Consider the following 18,933-nt stretch of genomic DNA (forward strand, 5'->3'; position numbering starts at 1 on the left):
TCTATATAGACCATATCTATATTGTGTGCATATTTAATCTAAATTACAAATCTTACAGTAAACTACAAAAATCTTGAAGTTAGATACCATATAATGTAGTAAGGAATTATTCATTTGACGGAATAAAAATAATTCCTAGCATTATTCATGATATAATTAAGCGAAAATAGTAGAAAAAGACAGAAATATGAAAGAATAACTATAAGAAATGTTAATTATGACTATTCAAAAAACCTATGGCAAAATTCTAATTTATAATTTATAATAAAGGTGAAAAGAGACTGTTCAAAAATTAACATAGTGTCTGGATGAAGCAAATGGGAGAGACTTCGATATAGTCGAAGCGCCGAAGGGGTAAGGTAACACAGCCGTAGTTATTGAACTCTCAGGCAAAAGAACTGTTTGTCGACAGAACTCTTAAACTGAGAGTGTAGGCTAAACATTCTCTTTTTTTATGTAAGGCTTTTGAAATACACACAAGAGGTGAAAGAATTGATAGTTAAACCAATACTTATAACAAACAACCCCAAAGCATATGACAGGCTACAAGATGAAATAGAAAATATCGAGTTTGTAGAAGGTGGATTACTTGACGTTATGATAGTAGTTAGAGATTATATACATAAAGGATACAAACTTTTAACTCACCCTCTTATGGGAAGTATTAAGCCAAATGAGACACCATATAAATCAGTAGCTATATCCTTAAAGCCTCAGGCTGCAGCTGACATGGATTCTGTTATGCTTATAGAAAACAGTATCGAAACAGCAACAAGACTTATTAGAAACAAGACACCTAGGGAGTGGCCAGAGAGCATACTAGAGGATTTTAGTCTTATAGATTATGATCTAATCAAAAACGCACTTATTAAGTAAAGGGGTGAACATAATGTCAAAAGTATATGACATTGTAGTAATCGGAGGAGGTCCATCAGGACTATCAGCAGGACTATACGGATCAAGATCAAAGCTTGACATCGTAGTAATTGAAAAGGGTAAGTTCGGAGGACAAGCAACTACTACTGCAGAACTAGAAAACTACCCAGGTTCAATCGAAGATTGTACAGGACCAGCTATTTCAGACAGAATGAAGAAGCAAGCTGAAGAATTCGGAACTGAGTTTGTTAAGGACGAAGTTATCGACGTAGATTTCTCAGGAGATATTAAGGTAATCAAGTGTAAGAACAACGAATACCAAGCTAAGGCTGTTATAATATCAACTGGAGCTGAGCCAAGACTTGGTGGATTTGAAAGAGAACTAGAACTAAGAGGAAAGGGTGTATCATACTGTGCAACATGTGATGCTGACTTCTTCGAGGAGCTAGACGTAGCAATCATAGGAGGAGGAGATTCAGCTATTACTGAAGCTCTATACCTAACTAAGTTTGCTGAAACTGTAACTGTAATTGTTAGAAGAGACGCTCTAAGAGCTGCTAAGTCACTTCAAGAGAAGGCTTTTGCTCATCCAAAGATAAAGTTTATCTGGGATACAGAAGTTCTTGAAGCTAAGGGAGACGAAATGCTAGAAGCTCTAGTATGTAGGAACCGTAAGACTGGCGAAATCTCAGAAGTTGAAGTTAATGGAGTATTCGTATTCGTAGGACTAGATCCAATAACTAAGATATTCGAAGGTAAGATGGAACTTAAGGATGGTTACATCGAAACTGATGAAGACATGAGAACAAACGTTGAAGGAGTATTTGCTGCTGGAGACGTTAGAGTTAAGACTCTAAGACAAGTTATTACTGCTGCAGCTGACGGTGCTATTGCATCAATCGTTGCGGAAGAATATATAAACCACAAGTTTAACTAAGATTAAACAAAGGTTAATTAATAAACGTCAGGGAGGTAGAAAGAATGTTAGAAGTAAACAAGGACAACTTTGAAGCAGAAGTACTAGGTAGTGATAAGCCAGTATTCGTTGATTTCTGGGGAGACAAGTGTGAAGTTTGCATCCAAATGATGCCAGATGTACACAAGTTAGAAGAAACATACGGAGATAAGATCAAGTTCACAAGCCTTAACACTTCAGGTAACAGAAGACTTGCTATAGGACAAAAAGTTCTAGGTCTTCCAACTATGATCATGTACGTAAACGGAGAAAGAGAAACAGTTCTTACTCCAGATAAGATTTCAGGTGTTGCTGATATCGAAGCAATGATAAAAGAATACTACGAAAAGTTATAATTTAAGTAGGTAAATATTTAAGGACTTTCCTTTTATATAAATTTTTGGGAGGTGAAGGCTTTGCGCCTTGAATTAGGAAACATATTCATAAAGGATGTACAATTCGCTTCAGAAACTAAGGTTGAAAGCGGTACTCTTTATGTTAACAAAGAAGAACTTCTAAGTGAAGTATCAGGAGACGAAAGACTAACATCAGTTGATGTTGAGATCGTTCACCCTGGAGACGAAGTAAGAATCATACCTGTAAAGGATGTTATCGAGCCTAGAGTTAAGGTTGAAGGTAACGGGGGAGTATTCCCAGGATTTATATCAGGAGTTGATACAGTAGGATCAGGAAGAACTCACGTTCTTAAGGGTGCTGCAGTTGTTACTACTGGTAGCGTTGTTGGATTCCAGGAAGGTATCGTAGACATGTCAGGAGAAGGAGCTAAGTACACTCCATTCTCAAAGACTCATAACGTTGTTATGGTTTGTGAGCCAGCTGAAGGTATTGACCAATACCAACACGAAGAAGCAGTAAGAATGGTTGGATTTAAGGTTGCTACTTACCTTGGAAAGGCTGCTAAGACAGTTACTCCAGACGAAGTTAAGACTTTTGAAACTAAGCCACTAATTGAGCAAGTTAACGAATTCCCAGACCTACCAAAGGTTGTATACGTTTACATGCTTCAATCACAAGGTCTTCTACATGACACATATGTATATGGAGTAGACGCTAAGAAGATAATCCCAACATTCATTTACCCAACAGAAATGTTTGACGGAGCTATCGTAAGTGGTAACTGTGTATCAGCTTGTGACAAAAACCCAAGCTACGTTCACATGAACCACCCAGTAATTACTGACCTATACGATAGACACGGAAAGGATTACAACTTCCTAGGATGTGTTATCACAAACGAAAACGTATACCTTGCTGATAAGGAAAGATCATCAAACTGCACAGCTAAGCTTGTAGAATTCCTTGGAGCAGATGCTGCTGTAATTTCAGAAGAAGGTTTCGGAAACCCAGATGCTGACCTAGTTATGAACTGTAACAAGATTAGCGAAAAGGGAATCAAGACTATACTTCTTACTGATGAGTACGCTGGAAGAGACGGAGCTTCTCAATCACTAGCTGACTCAACTCCAAAGGGAGATGCAGTAGTAACTGGTGGAAATGCTAACCAAATCGTAGTACTTCCTCCAATGAAGAAGATTATAGGACATGTTGCAGCTGTTGACATGCTATCAGGAGGATTCGCTGGATCACTTAGAGAAGACGGATCAATCGAAGCTGAAATCCAAGTTATCACTGGAGCTACTAGTGAAGTTGGATTCGGATACTTAACTGCAAAAACTTACTAATTCTTAGATTAGAATTAGATTTAAAATAAATAAGCATATAAATTGTTAGGAGGTATTTCTTATGATACTAAAAGGTAGAAAAGTTATCGCTATAGGTGATAGAGACGGTATTCCAGGACCAGCAATCGAAGATTGCGCTAAGTCAGCAGGAGCAGAAATTCTTTTTGCTTCAACTGAGTGTTTTGTCTGAACTGCTGCAGGAGCTATGGATCTGGAGATCCAACAAAGAGTTAAAGATGCTGCTGATACACATGGAGCAGAAAATGTAGTAGTTATTATAGGTGGAGCAGAAGCAGAATCAGCTGGTCTTTCAGCTGAAACAGTAACAGCAGGAGACCCAACTTTCGCTGGTCCTCTAGCTGGAGTAGAACTAGGACTAAGAGTTTACCACGTTGTTGAAGACGAAATGAAGGCTGAGTTTGACGAAGCTGTTTACGATGAGCAATGCGGAATGATGGAAATGGTTCTTGATGTTGACGGAATTAAGGAAGAAATGAAGAACGTTAGAGAGCAATTCTCAAAATTTAACGATTAATCCACCGAACAAGGAGGGGTCTAGAAGATGATTCGTGTAGTACACTATATAAACCAATTCTTCGCTAACATTGGTGGAGAAGAAATGGCTCATATTGCACCAGAAGTAAGAGAAGGTGTAGTAGGACCAGGAATGGCTTTAAACAAGGCATTCAACGGAGAAGCAGAAGTTGTTTCAACAGTAATCTGTGGAGACTCATACTTCGCTGAAAACCAAGATAAGGCAGAAGCTGAAATCGTAGAAATGATTAAGGCTCAAAACCCAGATGTTCTAGTAGCAGGACCAGCGTTCAACGCAGGTAGATACGGAACAGCTTGTGGTGCTGTTGCTAAGAAAGTTCAAGAAGAACTTGGAATTCCAGTAATCACTGGTATGTACATTGAGAACCCAGGTGCTGACATGTTCAAGAAAGATTTATATATCATTTCAACTAAGAACAGTGCAGCAGGTATGAGAGATGCAGCTCCTAAGATGGCAGCTCTAACTCTTAAACTAGCTAAGGGTGAAGCAATTGGATCACCAGCTGAAGAAGGATACATCGAAAGAGGTATCAGAGTTAACTACTTCGCAACTGAAAGAGGATCAAAGAGAGCAGTAGATATGCTTGTTAAGAAGCTTAAGGGTGAAGAATTCGTAACAGAATTCGAAATGCCTAACTTCGATAGAGTTGAGCCAGCAGCTCCTGTTGCTGACATAACTAAGGCAAGAATCGCTATCGTTACTTCAGGTGGTATCGTACCAAAGGGTAACCCTGACAGAATCGAAGCATCAAACGCTCAAAAATATGGTTCATACAGCATTGCTGGTATGAAGGATCTTACTGCTGCTGACAGTGAAACTGCTCACGGTGGATATGACCCAACATACGCAAACGATGACTCAGATAGAGTTATCCCAGTTGATGTTCTTAGAGAAATGGAAGCTAACGGAGAAATCGGAAGCCTTCATGAGTACTACTACTCAACAACTGGTAACGGAACTGCTGTTAAGAGTTCAAAGGCATTTGGAGAAGACATCGCTAAGAAGCTTCTTGCTGACAACGTAACTGCTGTTATAATGACTTCTACATGAGGTACTTGTACACGTTGCGGTGCAACAATGCTTAAAGAAATCGAAAGAGTTGGACTACCAATCGTTCACATGTGTACGATAGTTCCAATATCAAAGACTGTAGGGGCAAACAGAATAGTTCCAACTATAGCTATTCCATACCCACTAGGAAACCCTACGCTTTCAGCTGAAGACGAAAAGGCTCTAAGAAGAAAGCTAACTGTAGCTGCTCTTAAGGCTCTTGAAACTCCAGTTACTGAGCAAACAGTTTTTGAAGCTTAATTAACTAAGTTAACCCAGAATTAAGTGGGGGTGGTTTATCCCACCCCCATTTTATTTTTAAGTTATAATATCTTCGGAGGTGTAAATATGAACCCTGTTATTAAAGGAGCTAGTTACGTACTAGTTAATGCTCCAGACATGATTATCCACAATGGAACAACTCAAACTCTAGAAAGAGAAACAAACCCAGATTCAGAGTACCTAAAGCAACTTCCAAACCACATCAGACCTTTTAAGGATGTTGTTGAGTACCCAGCATCACAGACTTACATCGGAAACTACTCACCAGAGGAACTAGGAGCACTACCAAAGCCTTGGTATGAGAAGAACATAGAAGGAGCTTCAAGATTCGGTAATTTTGGAGAGGTTATGCCTCAAGAAGAATTCTACGGATTAATGAAGATATGTGACGCATTTGACCTAGTACTAATTGAGAAGGCAGTAATTGCTGACATTAAGGCTAAGTTCGAAGCTCACCCACTACTAGCAGAATACGCAGTTAAGCTTGGAGAAGGTTACGAAACTGCTGATATTGAAAATGCTGTAAACAACTTACATGCTGAGCCTCTATACATAGATGGTAAGCTAATTGGATGTGTTAAGAGAGCTCATGAGTTCGATAAGAACCTTACTTCACACATCATCTGTGAGAACCTTGTAGTTAAGGCTTCAGGAGTACTTGCAGGACTTAACCTATTTGCTAAGAACCCAGAAATCAAGAAGGAAGAAGTAGACTACATCATCGAGTGTTCAGAAGAAGCATGTGGAGACATGAACCAAAGAGGTGGAGGAAACTTCGCTAAGTCAATCGGAGAAATCTGTGGAACTATGAACGCTACAGGAAGTGACGTTAGAGGATTCTGTGCTGCGCCAACACACGCAATGATCTACGCTTCAGCTCTTGTATCATCAGGAATATTCAAGAACGTTATGGTAGTTGCAGGTGGAGCTTCAGCGAAACTTGGAATGAATGGTAAGGACCACGTTAAGAAGGGAATGCCAGTTCTTGAAGAAGTAATCGGTGGATTTGCTATAATGGTATCAGAAAATGATGGAGTTAACCCAATCATAAGAACTGATGCTATAGGAAGACACACAATTTCAGCTGGTGCATCACCACAAGCAGTAATGGAAGCGATCGTTTCAAACCCAGTTGCTGCTGCAGGTCTTACACTAAATGATATTGACATATACGGACCAGAAATGCAGAACCCAGAAATGACTGAGCCTGCTGGTGCTGGAGATGTTCCAACAGCTAACTACAAGATGATCGCTGCACTTGCAGTTAAGAAGGGTCAACTTGAAAAAGCTGCGCTAAAGGATTTCTTCACAACTAAGGGATGGGTAGGATATGCTCCAACTCAAGGACATATTCCATCAGGAGCTCCAGTTATCGGATTCGGTAGAGAAAGAATTCTTTCAGGAGATATTTCAAGATTCATGGTAGTTGGTAAGGGAAGTCTATTCCTAGGTAGAATGACTAACCTATTCGATGGTGTTTCATTCATCGTAGAAAAGAACCCAGGAACAGTAGAAGCTGCTGGATCAGTTTCAAAAGAAGAAGTTAAGAGCATGGTCGGAGAGGCTATGAAGGATTTCGCTTCTTATCTACTACAAAAGTAAGAAGGGGTGATATCATGTCAAAGGATAACGTAAAAAAATTAATTGGTGATGTTTTCAATGATATAGCTGACGCTATTCAAAGTGGAAGTTTTGCATCAAGAGTTAAGGTTGGTCTTACTGTACTTGGAAGTGAGCACGGAGTAGACGAGCTAGTAAAAGCTGCAGAAATGGCTACAGCTAAATACAAGGATTTTGAAGTTGTACTTATCGGACCTAAGGTTGACACAACTCTTAAGGTATACGAAGTAGCTTCAGAAGAAGAAGCTCACAAGGTAATGGAAGAGCTTCTAGATTCAAAGGAAATTGGCGGATGTGTAACTATGCACTATAACTTCCCTATTGGTGTTTCAACTGTAGGTAGAGTTATAACTCCTGCTAAGGGATCAGAAATGATTATAGCTACTACAACTGGTACTTCATCAACTAACAGAGTTGAAGGTATGGTTAAGAACGCTATATACGGAATTATTGCTGCTAAGTCAGTAGGAATTAAGAACCCAACTGTTGGAATTCTTAACGTTGATGGTGCTAGACAAGTTGAAAGAGCACTAAACGAACTAAAGGCTAACGGATATGATTTCTCATACACTGAGTCAATGAGAGCAGACGGTGGAGCTGTAATGAGAGGAAATGACCTTCTTACTGGAACTCCAGACGTTATGGTTACTGACTCATTAACAGGTAACATTCTTATGAAGATGTTCGGTTCATTTACAACTGGCGGAAGCTACGAGTCAACTGGATACGGATATGGTCCTGGAATTGGTGAAGGTTATGGAAGACTAATCAACATCATTTCAAGAGCTTCAGGAGCACCTGTTATATGTGAAGCACTAAGATACTGTGCATCATGTGCTCAAAACGATATAATCGAAGTTTCAAAGAACGAATTTGCAGCTGTTAATAAGGCTGGTTTCAAGGATGTTTGTAGCAAGATTACTGCTGCTGACAAGAAAGCTTCAGCATCATCAGAGGAAGAAGTAGTAGCACCACCTAAGAAGGTTGTTACAGGACAAATTCCAGGTGTTGATATACTTGACCTTGAAGATTCAGTTAAGGAACTATGGAAGGTTGGCATCTACGCTGAAAGCGGAATGGGATGTACAGGTCCAATAGTACTTGTTGCTGAAGAAGACGAAGCTAAGGCTAAGGAAGTTCTTAAGGAAAAAGAATATATTGCTTAATTAGCATTTCTAAAAAGGAATGGGGGACGCCTCATTCCTTTTTTATTTGTCTTTTTTTCTTTGATATTACTTTAATGTAGCAAAATAGTTTATAATTAACAAAGAGAAATGTACATAAGGGGGAAGGGCAGTGACAGGTACAATAGTAAATGTATTAGCAATAGTTGTTGGTACATTAGTAGGTACTATTCTTAAAAAAGGTATTAAGGAAAGATATCAAAATAATATTATGACAGCAGCAGGACTAATTGCATTTAGTTTAGGAATAGCATGGGTAGCTAAAAGCATACCACAGAGTAATTATTCCATATTATTTGTATTTAGTATGATAGTAGGTGCATATATAGGAGAGGCTATAGACCTTGATAGACGTGTAAATACTATTGGAGAAAAGTATAAGGCATCTAAATTCTTAGAGGGACTAATTACTACAGTACTTCTATTTTGCGTTGGAACACTATCCATACTAGGACCGATAGAAAGTGCTCTTAAAGGAGATAATACCCTTCTTTACACTAATGCAATGCTCGACGGGTTTACATCTATAGTATTTGCTGCAAACTTTGGTATAGGAATTATATTATCAGCAGGAATATTATTTATATGGCAGGGAGGATTATACCTATCTGCACATTTAATATCAGGCTTTGTAACCCCAGATATGCTTAATGAGATATCTATTATAGGGGGAATACTACTAATTACAACTGGTATGAATATACTAGGCATTAAGAAGATAAAAACACTTAATTTATTACCTGCAATTATTATTCCAGTGATTTTTTTCATAATAAAAGGATTTATATAATATAATAAATAGCTATACAGCATGAGATTAGATGAAAATTATTGAAATATTCACCTCAAAATGATATATTAAGGTAAGAATTAATTTATATTTAGTAGGGGAAATAGGTGTTATTTTTATGTTAATAATGTAGCACATTAATCCTAATTTTAATGTAAATAGTTATACTATAGAACTATATTTACATAACGAAAAAATAAGAAATACATAAAACACTTACGAAATACTAAGATAATCGTATATAATTGTGTTATACAACAAATAAAAAAGTTGACAAATGTTATATACTTTAAGATTATATTAGTGTAGCATATTTAAAAATTGATATATATTATTGATCTTGTAGGAGGGTTAATTATGAGTATTAAAGTAGCAATCAATGGACTTGGAAGAATCGGGAGAATAGTATTCAACATAGCACAAAAGAATCTTGGCGAAAATGTTGAAATAGTGGCTATTAATGACACTGCACCAATAGAGACAATCGTTCATCTATTAAAGTATGATTCATTATACGGAAAGTTCAATGGAACAATTGAAGCAGTAGACGGAAACCTAGTAGTTAATGGAAAGACTATTAGACTAGTAGCAGATAGAGATCCACTAAACTTACCATGGAAAGAGCTTGGAGTAGATATACTAATCGAGTGTACAGGAGCATTCAGAAAAAGAGAAGGAGCTATGAAGCACATCGAAGCTGGTGCTAAGAAGGTTATTATTACAGCTCCAGGAAGTGATGAAGATGCAACAATCGTAATGGGAGTTAATGAAGATATTTACGATCCAGCGAGTCACCACATTATCTCAAATGCATCATGTACAACTAACTGTTTAGCTCCATTTGCTAAGGTTATTGATGAAGAATTTGGAGTTATTAGCGGTCTTATGACTACTATCCATGCTTTCACAAGTGACCAAAACATCCTTGATAACAAGCATAAGGATCTTAGAAGAGCAAGAACAGCAACAGAATCAATTATACCAACTACAACAGGTGCTGCTAAGGCGGTAGGTAAGGTACTTCCAAACCTTCAAGGAAAACTAAATGGATTTGCACTTAGAGTTCCAACTCCTACAGTATCAGTTACTGATATAGTATTCGAAGTTAAGAAGAGTACAACTAAGGAAGAAGTTAATGCAGCTCTTAAGGCAGCAGCAGATGGACCACTTAAGGGGATTCTTGGATTCTCAGATGAGCCACTTGTTTCAATAGACTATAGAGGAGATGAAAGATCTTCAATTATAGATGGACTATCAACAATGGTTCAAGGTGGAAACATGGTTAAGGTAATTGCTTGGTATGACAATGAGTACGGATATTCATGTAGAGTTGTTGACCTAGTAAATTATGTAGCAGATAGAATGTAATTAAAGTTAAGATGTCCGGTTTTATAGAGCCTCTATAAGGCCGGACTTTAATTTGAATTCTTGGAGGGGATAATTATGAACAAGAAGACTGTTAAAGATATAGATGTAACTTCAAAAAAGGTTATTGTTAGATGTGATTTTAACGTACCACAGGACAAAGAAGGAAATATTACAGATGATAGAAGAATAGCATCAGCACTTGATACTATTAAATATCTTATAGATAACAATGCTAAGGTTATCCTTATGTCACACCTTGGGAGACCAAAGGATGGATTTGAAGCTAAGTTTAGCCTAAAGGTTATTGCTGATAGACTAAGTGAACTTCTAGGTAAGGATGTTATATTCGCATCAGATGCTGAGGTTGTTGGGGAAAATGCAATTAAGGCAGTTGAGAACATGAAAGAAGGGGATGTTGTCCTTCTTGATAACGTTAGATTTATAGCAACTGAAACTAAAAATGACCAAGAATTTGCTAAGAAATTAGCTTCACTTGCTGATATTTTTGTTAATGATGCATTTGGAACAGCACATAGAGCACATTCATCAACTGAGGGAATAGCAAACTACCTACCAGCAGTTGCAGGATTCCTAATTGAGAAGGAAATCGAATTTATCGGTGGATCACTTGAGAAAGCTGAAAAACCATTTGTAGCAATACTAGGTGGAGCTAAGGTTTCAGATAAGATTGGTGTTATTAACAACCTACTTGAGAAGGTAGACAGACTAATAATCGGTGGAGGAATGGCTTATACATTCCTAAAGGCACAGGGGATAGCTGTTGGGTCATCTCTAGTAGAAGCAGATAAGGTTGAATATGCAGGAGAAATGCTTGAAAAAGCTGCTGCTAAGGGAGTTAAGGTATATCTTCCAGTAGACCATATTGTAGCTAAGGAATTTAAGGCTGATGCTGAAAGTACAGTATCAGATGTTAATATAGAAGAAGGATACATGGGACTTGATATAGGACCTAAGTCAATTAAGCTATTTGAAGAGGCTCTAGTTGATGCTAAGACTGTTATATGGAATGGACCTATGGGTGTATTCGAAATGGAGAAGTTTGCAACAGGAACTAAGGAAGTTGCTAGAGTACTTTCAACTATTTCAGGAACAACTATAATAGGTGGTGGAGATTCAGCGGCTGCAGTTGAACAACTAGGATTTGCTGAAAAAATGTCACATATTTCAACAGGTGGTGGAGCATCACTAGAATTCCTAGAAGGAAAGGTACTACCTGGAATAGCTGCGCTATCTGAAAAATAGGAGGAAGCTTTATATGAGAAAGTCAATAATCGCAGGAAATTGGAAAATGCACAACACAGTAAGTGAAAGTTTAGACCTTGTTAAGGGGTTAATTCCACTTGTTAAGGATGCTAGTTGTGAGGTTGTAGTATGTCCTACATTTACATCACTTTACCCAGTTGTAGAAGCTACTAAGGGAACTAACATAGCAGTTGGTGCTCAAAATATGTACTTTGAAGAAAAGGGTGCATTTACAGGGGAAATTTCACCTGTTATGCTTCGTGATATGGGAGTTAAATATGTTATTTTAGGTCATAGTGAAAGAAGAGAATACTTCGGTGAAGATGATGCTTTAATTAACAAGAAGGTTGTAGCTGCATTTAGCTATGATTTAATTCCTATTTTATGTGTAGGTGAAACTCTTTCAGAAAGAGAAGAGGGTAAAACAAACTCTAAAATAGAGTCTCAAATAAAGGCTGGACTTAGTGGTCTTGATGCAGATAAGGTTTCTAGCATGGTTATTGCATATGAGCCAATCTGGGCAATAGGAACAGGTAAGACAGCAACAAGTAGTGAAGCTAACGATACAATTAAGTTTGTACGTGAAACTGTTAAGTCACTATATGGTGAAGCTACTGCTGAAAGCATAAGAATTCAGTATGGTGGAAGCGTTAAGCCTTCAACAATTAAGGAACAAATGGCTGAAAGTGATATTGATGGTGCACTTGTAGGTGGCGCTGCACTTAAGGCAGAAGATTTTTCTGGTATTGTTAACTTCTAAGGAGGAAAACTTATGAAAAAATCTCCAAAGGTACTTATGATCCTTGATGGATTTGGTATCAGTGAAACTACAGAATATAATGCGGTAAGTATGGCAAACACTCCAAATATTGATGGGTATTTTAAGAATTATCCTCATACTAGCCTTAATGCTAGTGGACTTTCAGTTGGATTACCTGAGGGGCAAATGGGTAACTCAGAAGTTGGACACCTAAATATAGGTGCTGGAAGAATTGTTTACCAAGAACTTACTAGAATAAATAAAGAAATAGCTGAGGGAGGATTCTTTAAGAATGAAGCTTTCTTAAAGGCTATTGATTATGCTAAGAGGAATAACTCAGCTATTCACTTACTAGGACTTTTATCAGATGGTGGAGTTCATAGTCATATAGACCACCTTATAGCCTTAATTAAGGTATGTAAGGATAATGGACTAGACAATGTATATGTACATCCATTCCTAGATGGCCGTGATGTACCACCTCAAAGTGCATTAGATTTTATAACTAAGCTTGAGGAGAATATGAAATCTATTGGATGCGGTAAAATTGCAACTATTGCAGGACGTTACTATGCAATGGATAGAGACAATAGATGGGAAAGAGTAGAAAAGGCATATAATGCTATGACTACTTTAACTGGAGAAGTATTTGAATCAGCAGTTAATGCAGTAAAAGCTTCATATGATAGTGATGTATATGATGAATTTGTGGTTCCATGTGTTATTAAGGGAGCTAAGGGGATAGAAAGTTACGATTCAGTTATTTTCTTTAATTTTAGACCTGATAGAGCACGTGAATTAACAAGGGCTATTACTGAAAGAAGCTTTGATAACTTTCAAAGAGATTATTTAGAGACTTATTTTGTGTCTATGACTCAATATGATAAGAACCTTGAGAATCTAGATACTGCATATAAACCGGTTAACCTTAACAATACTTTAGGTGAATACCTAAGCAGCATGGGAAAAAGACAACTTAGAATTGCAGAAACAGAAAAGTACGCCCATGTAACATTCTTCTTTAATGGAGGTGTAGAGGCTCCTATGGAGGGTGAGGATAGAATTCTTGTAGCATCTCCTAAGGTTGCAACATATGACCTTCAGCCAGAGATGAGTGCTGAAGAGGTAACTGAAAGAGTTATTAATGAAATAGAATCAGGAATATATGACTTTATTCTAATTAACTATGCTAACCCTGATATGGTTGGTCATACAGGAAGCCTATCAGCGGCTATTAAGGCTGTTGAGATGGTGGATAAGTGTGTAGGCAAAGTAGTAGATAAGGTTTTAAAAGTAAGTGGTAGCGTATTTATTACAGCAGACCACGGTAATGCAGAGAAGATGCTAGATATGGATACTAAGGCGCCATTTACTGCACATACATCTAATAAGGTTCCTTTTATAGTTATAGGTGAGGGAGATGTATCATTTAAAGAAGATGGTAAGATTTCTGATATAGCTCCAACTATACTTAAGACTATGGACCTTAATATACCAGAAGAAATTACAGGTGAGAACCTAATTAATAGATAATCGAGGAGGAATAACAATGAAAAGATACGTAGAAATTATAGACGTTATAGGAAGAGAAGTACTTGATTCAAGAGCTAACCCAACTGTTGAGGTTGAGGTTGTTCTAGCAGATGGAACTAGTGAATACGCTATTGTACCATCAGGTGCATCAACAGGAGCTTTTGAAGCTGTTGAACTAAGAGATGGTGACAAGGAAAGATACCTTGGTAAGGGAGTTTTAGCTGCTGTTGATAACGTAAACACTATTATTGCTGAAGAGCTAATCGGAATGAACGCATTTGACCAAACTCTAGTTGACGAAACACTTCTATGGTTAGATGGAACTGAGAATAAGGGTAAGCTTGGAGCTAACGCGATTCTTGGTGTGTCACTAGCTGTTGCAAGAGCTGCTGCAAAGTCACTTGGAATGCCACTATACCAATACATTGGAGGAGTTAATGCGAAGACTCTACCAGTTCCAATGATGAACATACTAAACGGTGGTAAGCATGCTGATAACAACGTTGATATTCAAGAGTTTATGGTTATGCCAGTTGGAGCTGAAAGCTTTAGAGAAGCTCTAAGAATGTGTACAGAAATATACCATTCACTTAAGAAGACTCTTTCAGCTAAGGGTTACAACACAGCTATAGGAGATGAGGGTGGATTTGCTCCAGACCTTAAGTCAAACGAAGAAGCTATTCTTATTATTCTTGATGCTATTAAGGCAGCAGGATATGTAGCAGGTGAGCAGGTTAAAATTGCAATCGACGCTGCTGCAACTGAACTATTTAAGGATGGTAAGTACCACCTAGAGGGAGAAGGAAGAGTTCTTTCACCAGCTGAAATGGTTGACTTCTGGGCTGACCTTGCAGATAGATACCCAATTATCTCACTAGAAGACGGACTAGATGAAGAGGACTGGGAAGGATGGAAAATGCTTACTGATAAGCTAGGTTCAAAGATCCAGTTAGTTGGAGACGATCTATTCGTTACTAACACTAAGAGACTTTCAAGAGGAATTGATTCACATACAGCTAACTCAATTCTTATTAAGCTTAACCAAATTGGTACACTTACTGAAACAATAGATGCTATTGAACTTGCTAAGACTGCTAAGTACACATCAATAGTTTCACATAGATCAGGTGAAAGTGAAGATACAACTATAGCAGACCTTGTTGTTGCTATGAACGCAGGACAAATCAAAACAGGAGCTCCTGCTAGAACAGACAGAGTTGCTAAGTACAACCAACTTCTTAGAATAGAAGATGAACTAGGGTCAGTAGCTAAGTATGCTGGTATGGATGCTTTCTATAACTTAAAGAAGTAATTGGAATTTAGATTCATTTGTGCTACAATAGATATGTTAGAGATTAGATGCTAGGAGGTGTAGACTTTGAGTACAGCAATAACTATTATTCATATACTTGTTTGTATAGCCCTTGCAGTTGTAATACTTGCACAACCAGCTAAGCAGGCAGGACTAGGTGCAGCTTTTGGTGGGGGACCAGCAGAAGACGGTGACAACTTTTTCAAGAAGAATAAGGGTAGAACATATGAAGGTAAGATGCAAAAACTTACTATTTTCCTAGCGATATTATTTGTTATAACTACTATAGCGCTATCATATGTAGCGAACCTATAATTTGAAGAATTACTCCTATCTCTAGTTATTAAGCTATTGATAGGAGTTTTTATATTTTTGGAATAATATGAGTATATAAGTATAATAATAGAAATAGATACTAACATAGATTGAATATATATAGTATTTACTATATTTTGAGGTGATAATTTGAGTAAAGTAAAAGAACAGATTTTAGCTTTTATGCGTGAAGAGGCATATAAGCCGCTTAAGGCAGAAGAGATAGCGATTATTTTTGATTTTGGTAAGAAGGATATGGAGATGTTCCTAGAGGTTCTTAACCAAATGGAAAATGAGGGCGCTATTATTAAGACAAGAAAGGATAAGTACGTATCTCCAGAAAGACTTGGATTCATTAAGGGAAGACTTCAAGGTCATTCTAAAGGATTCGGCTTTGTAATACCTGAGATTGAGGGAAGCGAGGATTTATTTATTCCAGCTGAGAATATGAATTCAGCTATGAATGGCGATACTGTTATAGCTAAGGTAGTCCGTGATGCTTCAGAAACAGGTAAGAGAACAGAGGGAGAGATTGTTAGAATCATAACCCGTGCTAACACTAGAATTGTTGGTACATTCGAAAAAAGTGGTTATTTTGGATTTGTAGTTCCAGATGACACTAAGATTAACACAGATATATTTATTGCTAAGAATAGCATTAAAGGTGCTAAAACAGGCGAGAAGGTAGTTTGTGAGGTTACTAAATGGCCTGAAAATAGACGTAGCCCTGAGGGTAAGATTGTTGAGATTTTAGGACATAAGGATGATGTTGGAGTAGATATTATTTCTATTATTAAGAAGTATAATTTACCTGAAGAATTCCCACGTAAGGTTGAGGAGTTTGCAGCAGGTATACCAGAGGAGATTCCAGAGAGAGACTACAAAGGTAGACGAGACCTTAGGGATCTTAAGATTGTTACAATAGACGGAGAAGATGCTAAGGACCTTGATGATGCTATAAGTATTGAGAAGCTTTCAGGTGGTAAGTTTAGACTAGGGGTTCATATTGCAGACGTATCACATTATGTACGTGAGAATAACCCTCTAGACAAGGAAGCTTATATGAGAGCTACAAGTGTATACTTAGTAGATAGAGTTATTCCGATGCTACCTCGTAAGCTAAGTAACGGTATATGTTCACTTAACCCAAGAGTTGATAGATTAACACTTACTTGCATGATGGTTATAGATGAGAATGGTCGTGTTCTAGAACATGAGGTATTCGAAAGTGTAATTAAGACATGTGAGAGAATGACTTATACAGATGTTACTAAGATTCTTCGTGATGGTGACCCTGAACTTGTTAAGAGATATGATTATCTTCTTGAAGAGTTTAACAACATGAAGGAACTATGTGAGATTCTTCACGAGAAGAGGAAGAATAGAGGAGCACTTGATTTTGAATTTGAAGAATGTAAGATAATTCTTAATGAAGAGGGACGCCCTATAGATATTAAGCCATATGAGAGGGAAATTGCTAATCGTATGATTGAGGAGTTTATGCTTGTATGTAATGAAACTATTGCAGAGTATATGTTCTGGAGTGGTACTCCATTTGTATATAGAATACATGAGAAGCCAAATGAAGAGAAGTTACTTGCATTTAGTGAGTTTGTATATAATTTAGGGTATTACCTAAGACCAGGTAAGGAAGTCCACCCAAAGGCTCTACAAAAGCTTCTTGAAGAGGTTAAGGGTAAAAGTGAGGAGACTATAGTATCTACTCTACTACTAAGATCACTTAAGAAAGCTAAGTATTTTGAAGAGTGTACAGGGCATTATGGACTTGCAGCTAAGTATTACTGCCACTTTACGTCTCCTATAAGACGTTATCCTGACCTTGTAATTCATAGAATTATTAAGGACTTTATCCATGGAAGAATAGACACTAACAAGGAAGCTAGATACAAGAAGTTTGTTGTTGATGCATCTAAGCAGTCAAGTGAAATGGAAAGAGTAGCACAGGAAGCAGAAAGAGAGACAGATGATCTTAAGAAGGCAGAATACATGTCAGAGAGAATTGGTGAAGAGTACGATGGACTTATTTCATCAGTTACAGGCTTTGGTATATTCGTTGAACTGCCTAACACTATAGAGGGGCTTGTACACATAAGTCACCTTGAGGATGATTACTACATCTACGACGAAAGCCGTCATATGATGATCGGTGAATCAAGTAAGAAGACTTATAAGCTTGGTGATAAGGTTAGAATTAGGGTAACTAAGGCTGATATAGAAACTAGAACTATTGACTTTGCACTTGTTAATGTTAAGAGTGAAGAGGAAGAAGTAGAGGCATAGAATTTAAATGGGAGACTTCCTTGTAAGTTTCCCATAGTTTTACTTACAGAATTTTAATCTATAATATTTACTACTATTTATATAAATATTATGATATAATGTATAGGGTAGTAGGGTATACTATTACAAGTTAGGTAGATAATTCATATAGTTGACTTTTAATATATTCCACTATATAATTAACTACTACGTAAGGATTGTAGGTGATAGAATGAAGGGAAAGAGTAACACACTAGCTGAAAACAGAAAAGCAAGACATGATTACTTTATTGAAGAGACATATGAAGCTGGAATAGAGCTATATGGAACTGAGGTTAAGTCAGTTAAGCTAGGTAAGGCCAATCTTAAAGATAGCTATGCATATATTAAGAATGGTGAGATATTCCTAAGTAATCTTCACATAAGTCCATACGAGAAGGGTAATATATTCAACAAAGACCCTTTAAGAGTTAGACGGCTTCTTCTTCACAAAAGTGAAATAAGAAAGCTAGAACAGTGTACTACCCAAGAAGGCCTAACACTTGTACCTCTTGCACTATATGAAGTGCGTGGACTTGTTAAGGTTAAGATAGCAGTAGCTAAGGGTAAGAAGCTTTATGACAAACGTCAAGACATTGCTAAGAAAGACGCACAACGTGACATTGAACGTTCACTACGTGAGAAGTACTAGTTTATAAGCAGATATTCTGCTTTATATACATGGGGGCGTCAAGGCATTCGACGGGGGTAATAAAGGTTTAGGAAGCGAGTCGAGGACCTGAACCTCGTTAAAAACTGGGAAGTTTAAATATAAACGCAAAAAACGAAAATTACGCACTAGCAGCTTAATTGCTGCTCATCCTGCCTAGGAGGCCTACGACTTAGGACCAGGGTGTCAAATAAGTAGGGAAACGAGCCTACCAAAGCTTTGAGGTAGGAACGGAATTTATGAAGCTACCGAAATCTAGAGCCTGTTCTTGGGCGCTAGATAGGGGGAATCTCAAAACAAGAACTGCACTCGGAGATGCTTAAGTTTTTATGCTTTCGGACAGGGGTTCGATTCCCCTCGCCTCCACCAATTAAACC

General features: G+C 37.6%; 17 protein-coding genes, 1 other RNA gene and 1 riboswitch. All 18 genes read left to right on the forward strand.

What is annotated here, in order from left to right; genetic code table 11:
• The first annotated feature begins 308 nt into the window (after positions 1-308).
• A riboswitch (glycine riboswitch) is annotated at positions 309-411 on the forward strand.
• Between the two features lie 81 nt (positions 412-492).
• The 18 genes from RR539_RS08465 to ssrA all read left to right on the forward strand — a co-directional run bounded on the left by RR539_RS08465 (position 493) and on the right by ssrA (position 18,925).
• Positions 493-876, forward strand: a complete 384-nt coding sequence (locus tag RR539_RS08465) for a GrdX family protein (RefSeq protein ID WP_332473276.1) — start codon at positions 493-495, stop codon at positions 874-876.
• Positions 877-889: 13 nt separating this feature from the next.
• A complete protein-coding gene (gene trxB, locus RR539_RS08470) occupies positions 890-1,813 on the forward strand; it encodes a thioredoxin-disulfide reductase (RefSeq protein ID WP_332483673.1) in 924 nt (307 codons plus the stop codon).
• A 44-nt stretch (positions 1,814-1,857) separates the two neighbouring features.
• Entirely contained in the window at positions 1,858-2,187 is a 330-nt protein-coding gene (locus RR539_RS08475) for a thioredoxin family protein (RefSeq protein ID WP_332473278.1), read from the forward strand.
• Between the two features lie 60 nt (positions 2,188-2,247).
• Positions 2,248-3,534, forward strand: a complete 1,287-nt coding sequence (locus RR539_RS08480; RefSeq protein WP_332500337.1) for a glycine/sarcosine/betaine reductase component B subunit — start codon at positions 2,248-2,250, stop codon at positions 3,532-3,534.
• 61 nt (positions 3,535-3,595) lie between these two features.
• Complete coding sequence (gene grdA / locus RR539_RS08485) at positions 3,596-4,069, forward strand: glycine/sarcosine/betaine reductase complex selenoprotein A (RefSeq protein ID WP_332473280.1); 474 nt, start codon at positions 3,596-3,598, stop codon at positions 4,067-4,069.
• 27 nt (positions 4,070-4,096) lie between these two features.
• The gene (gene grdB, locus RR539_RS08490; protein ID WP_332473281.1) at positions 4,097-5,401 is read left to right on the forward strand and encodes a glycine reductase complex selenoprotein B; all 1,305 of its coding nucleotides are present in this window, start codon (positions 4,097-4,099) and stop codon (positions 5,399-5,401) included.
• 87 nt (positions 5,402-5,488) lie between these two features.
• Entirely contained in the window at positions 5,489-7,024 is a 1,536-nt protein-coding gene (gene grdC / locus RR539_RS08495) for a glycine/sarcosine/betaine reductase complex component C subunit beta (protein WP_332483671.1), read from the forward strand.
• Positions 7,025-7,038: 14 nt separating this feature from the next.
• Entirely contained in the window at positions 7,039-8,208 is a 1,170-nt protein-coding gene (grdD, locus tag RR539_RS08500) for a glycine/sarcosine/betaine reductase complex component C subunit alpha (RefSeq protein ID WP_332473283.1), read from the forward strand.
• A gap of 130 nt (positions 8,209-8,338) precedes the next feature.
• Positions 8,339-9,016 (forward strand): DUF554 domain-containing protein, encoded by a 678-nt coding sequence (locus RR539_RS08505; RefSeq protein ID WP_332473284.1) that lies wholly within the window; start codon positions 8,339-8,341, stop codon positions 9,014-9,016.
• 357 nt (positions 9,017-9,373) lie between these two features.
• On the forward strand, positions 9,374-10,384 hold the full coding sequence (gap, locus tag RR539_RS08510; protein ID WP_332473285.1) for a type I glyceraldehyde-3-phosphate dehydrogenase: 1,011 nt from the start codon (positions 9,374-9,376) through the stop codon (positions 10,382-10,384).
• A gap of 69 nt (positions 10,385-10,453) precedes the next feature.
• Positions 10,454-11,647, forward strand: a complete 1,194-nt coding sequence (locus RR539_RS08515; RefSeq protein ID WP_332473310.1) for a phosphoglycerate kinase — start codon at positions 10,454-10,456, stop codon at positions 11,645-11,647.
• A gap of 13 nt (positions 11,648-11,660) precedes the next feature.
• Complete coding sequence (tpiA, locus tag RR539_RS08520) at positions 11,661-12,407, forward strand: triose-phosphate isomerase (RefSeq protein ID WP_332483669.1); 747 nt, start codon at positions 11,661-11,663, stop codon at positions 12,405-12,407.
• Positions 12,408-12,419: 12 nt separating this feature from the next.
• Positions 12,420-13,940 (forward strand): 2,3-bisphosphoglycerate-independent phosphoglycerate mutase, encoded by a 1,521-nt coding sequence (gene gpmI, locus RR539_RS08525; protein ID WP_332483668.1) that lies wholly within the window; start codon positions 12,420-12,422, stop codon positions 13,938-13,940.
• 16 nt (positions 13,941-13,956) lie between these two features.
• Positions 13,957-15,252: a phosphopyruvate hydratase gene (gene eno, locus RR539_RS08530; RefSeq protein ID WP_332473288.1), complete on the forward strand. Its 1,296-nt coding sequence runs from the start codon at positions 13,957-13,959 to the stop codon at positions 15,250-15,252.
• Positions 15,253-15,318: 66 nt separating this feature from the next.
• The gene (secG, locus tag RR539_RS08535; RefSeq protein ID WP_332473289.1) at positions 15,319-15,567 is read left to right on the forward strand and encodes a preprotein translocase subunit SecG; all 249 of its coding nucleotides are present in this window, start codon (positions 15,319-15,321) and stop codon (positions 15,565-15,567) included.
• 150 nt (positions 15,568-15,717) lie between these two features.
• Entirely contained in the window at positions 15,718-17,868 is a 2,151-nt protein-coding gene (gene rnr / locus RR539_RS08540) for a ribonuclease R (RefSeq protein WP_332500338.1), read from the forward strand.
• 211 nt (positions 17,869-18,079) lie between these two features.
• Positions 18,080-18,538 (forward strand): SsrA-binding protein SmpB, encoded by a 459-nt coding sequence (smpB, locus tag RR539_RS08545; protein WP_332473291.1) that lies wholly within the window; start codon positions 18,080-18,082, stop codon positions 18,536-18,538.
• Between the two features lie 31 nt (positions 18,539-18,569).
• Positions 18,570-18,925: a transfer-messenger RNA gene (gene ssrA / locus RR539_RS08550) on the forward strand.
• Positions 18,926-18,933 lie beyond the last annotated feature (8 nt).

This window comes from Clostridium sp. (genome assembly GCF_036639235.1).
Classification (GTDB): domain Bacteria; phylum Bacillota; class Clostridia; order Clostridiales; family Caloramatoraceae; genus Clostridium_AB.

Coding starts and splice junctions, on each gene's coding strand:
- trxB (WP_332483673.1), top strand. CDS start 890: ATGTCAAAAGTATATGACATTGTAGTAATCGGAGGAGGTCCATCAGGA.
- RR539_RS08475 (WP_332473278.1), top strand. CDS start 1,858: ATGTTAGAAGTAAACAAGGACAACTTTGAAGCAGAAGTACTAGGTAGT.
- grdC (WP_332483671.1), top strand. CDS start 5,489: ATGAACCCTGTTATTAAAGGAGCTAGTTACGTACTAGTTAATGCTCCA.
- grdD (WP_332473283.1), top strand. CDS start 7,039: ATGTCAAAGGATAACGTAAAAAAATTAATTGGTGATGTTTTCAATGAT.
- gap (WP_332473285.1), top strand. CDS start 9,374: ATGAGTATTAAAGTAGCAATCAATGGACTTGGAAGAATCGGGAGAATA.
- tpiA (WP_332483669.1), top strand. CDS start 11,661: ATGAGAAAGTCAATAATCGCAGGAAATTGGAAAATGCACAACACAGTA.
- gpmI (WP_332483668.1), top strand. CDS start 12,420: ATGAAAAAATCTCCAAAGGTACTTATGATCCTTGATGGATTTGGTATC.
- eno (WP_332473288.1), top strand. CDS start 13,957: ATGAAAAGATACGTAGAAATTATAGACGTTATAGGAAGAGAAGTACTT.
- smpB (WP_332473291.1), top strand. CDS start 18,080: ATGAAGGGAAAGAGTAACACACTAGCTGAAAACAGAAAAGCAAGACAT.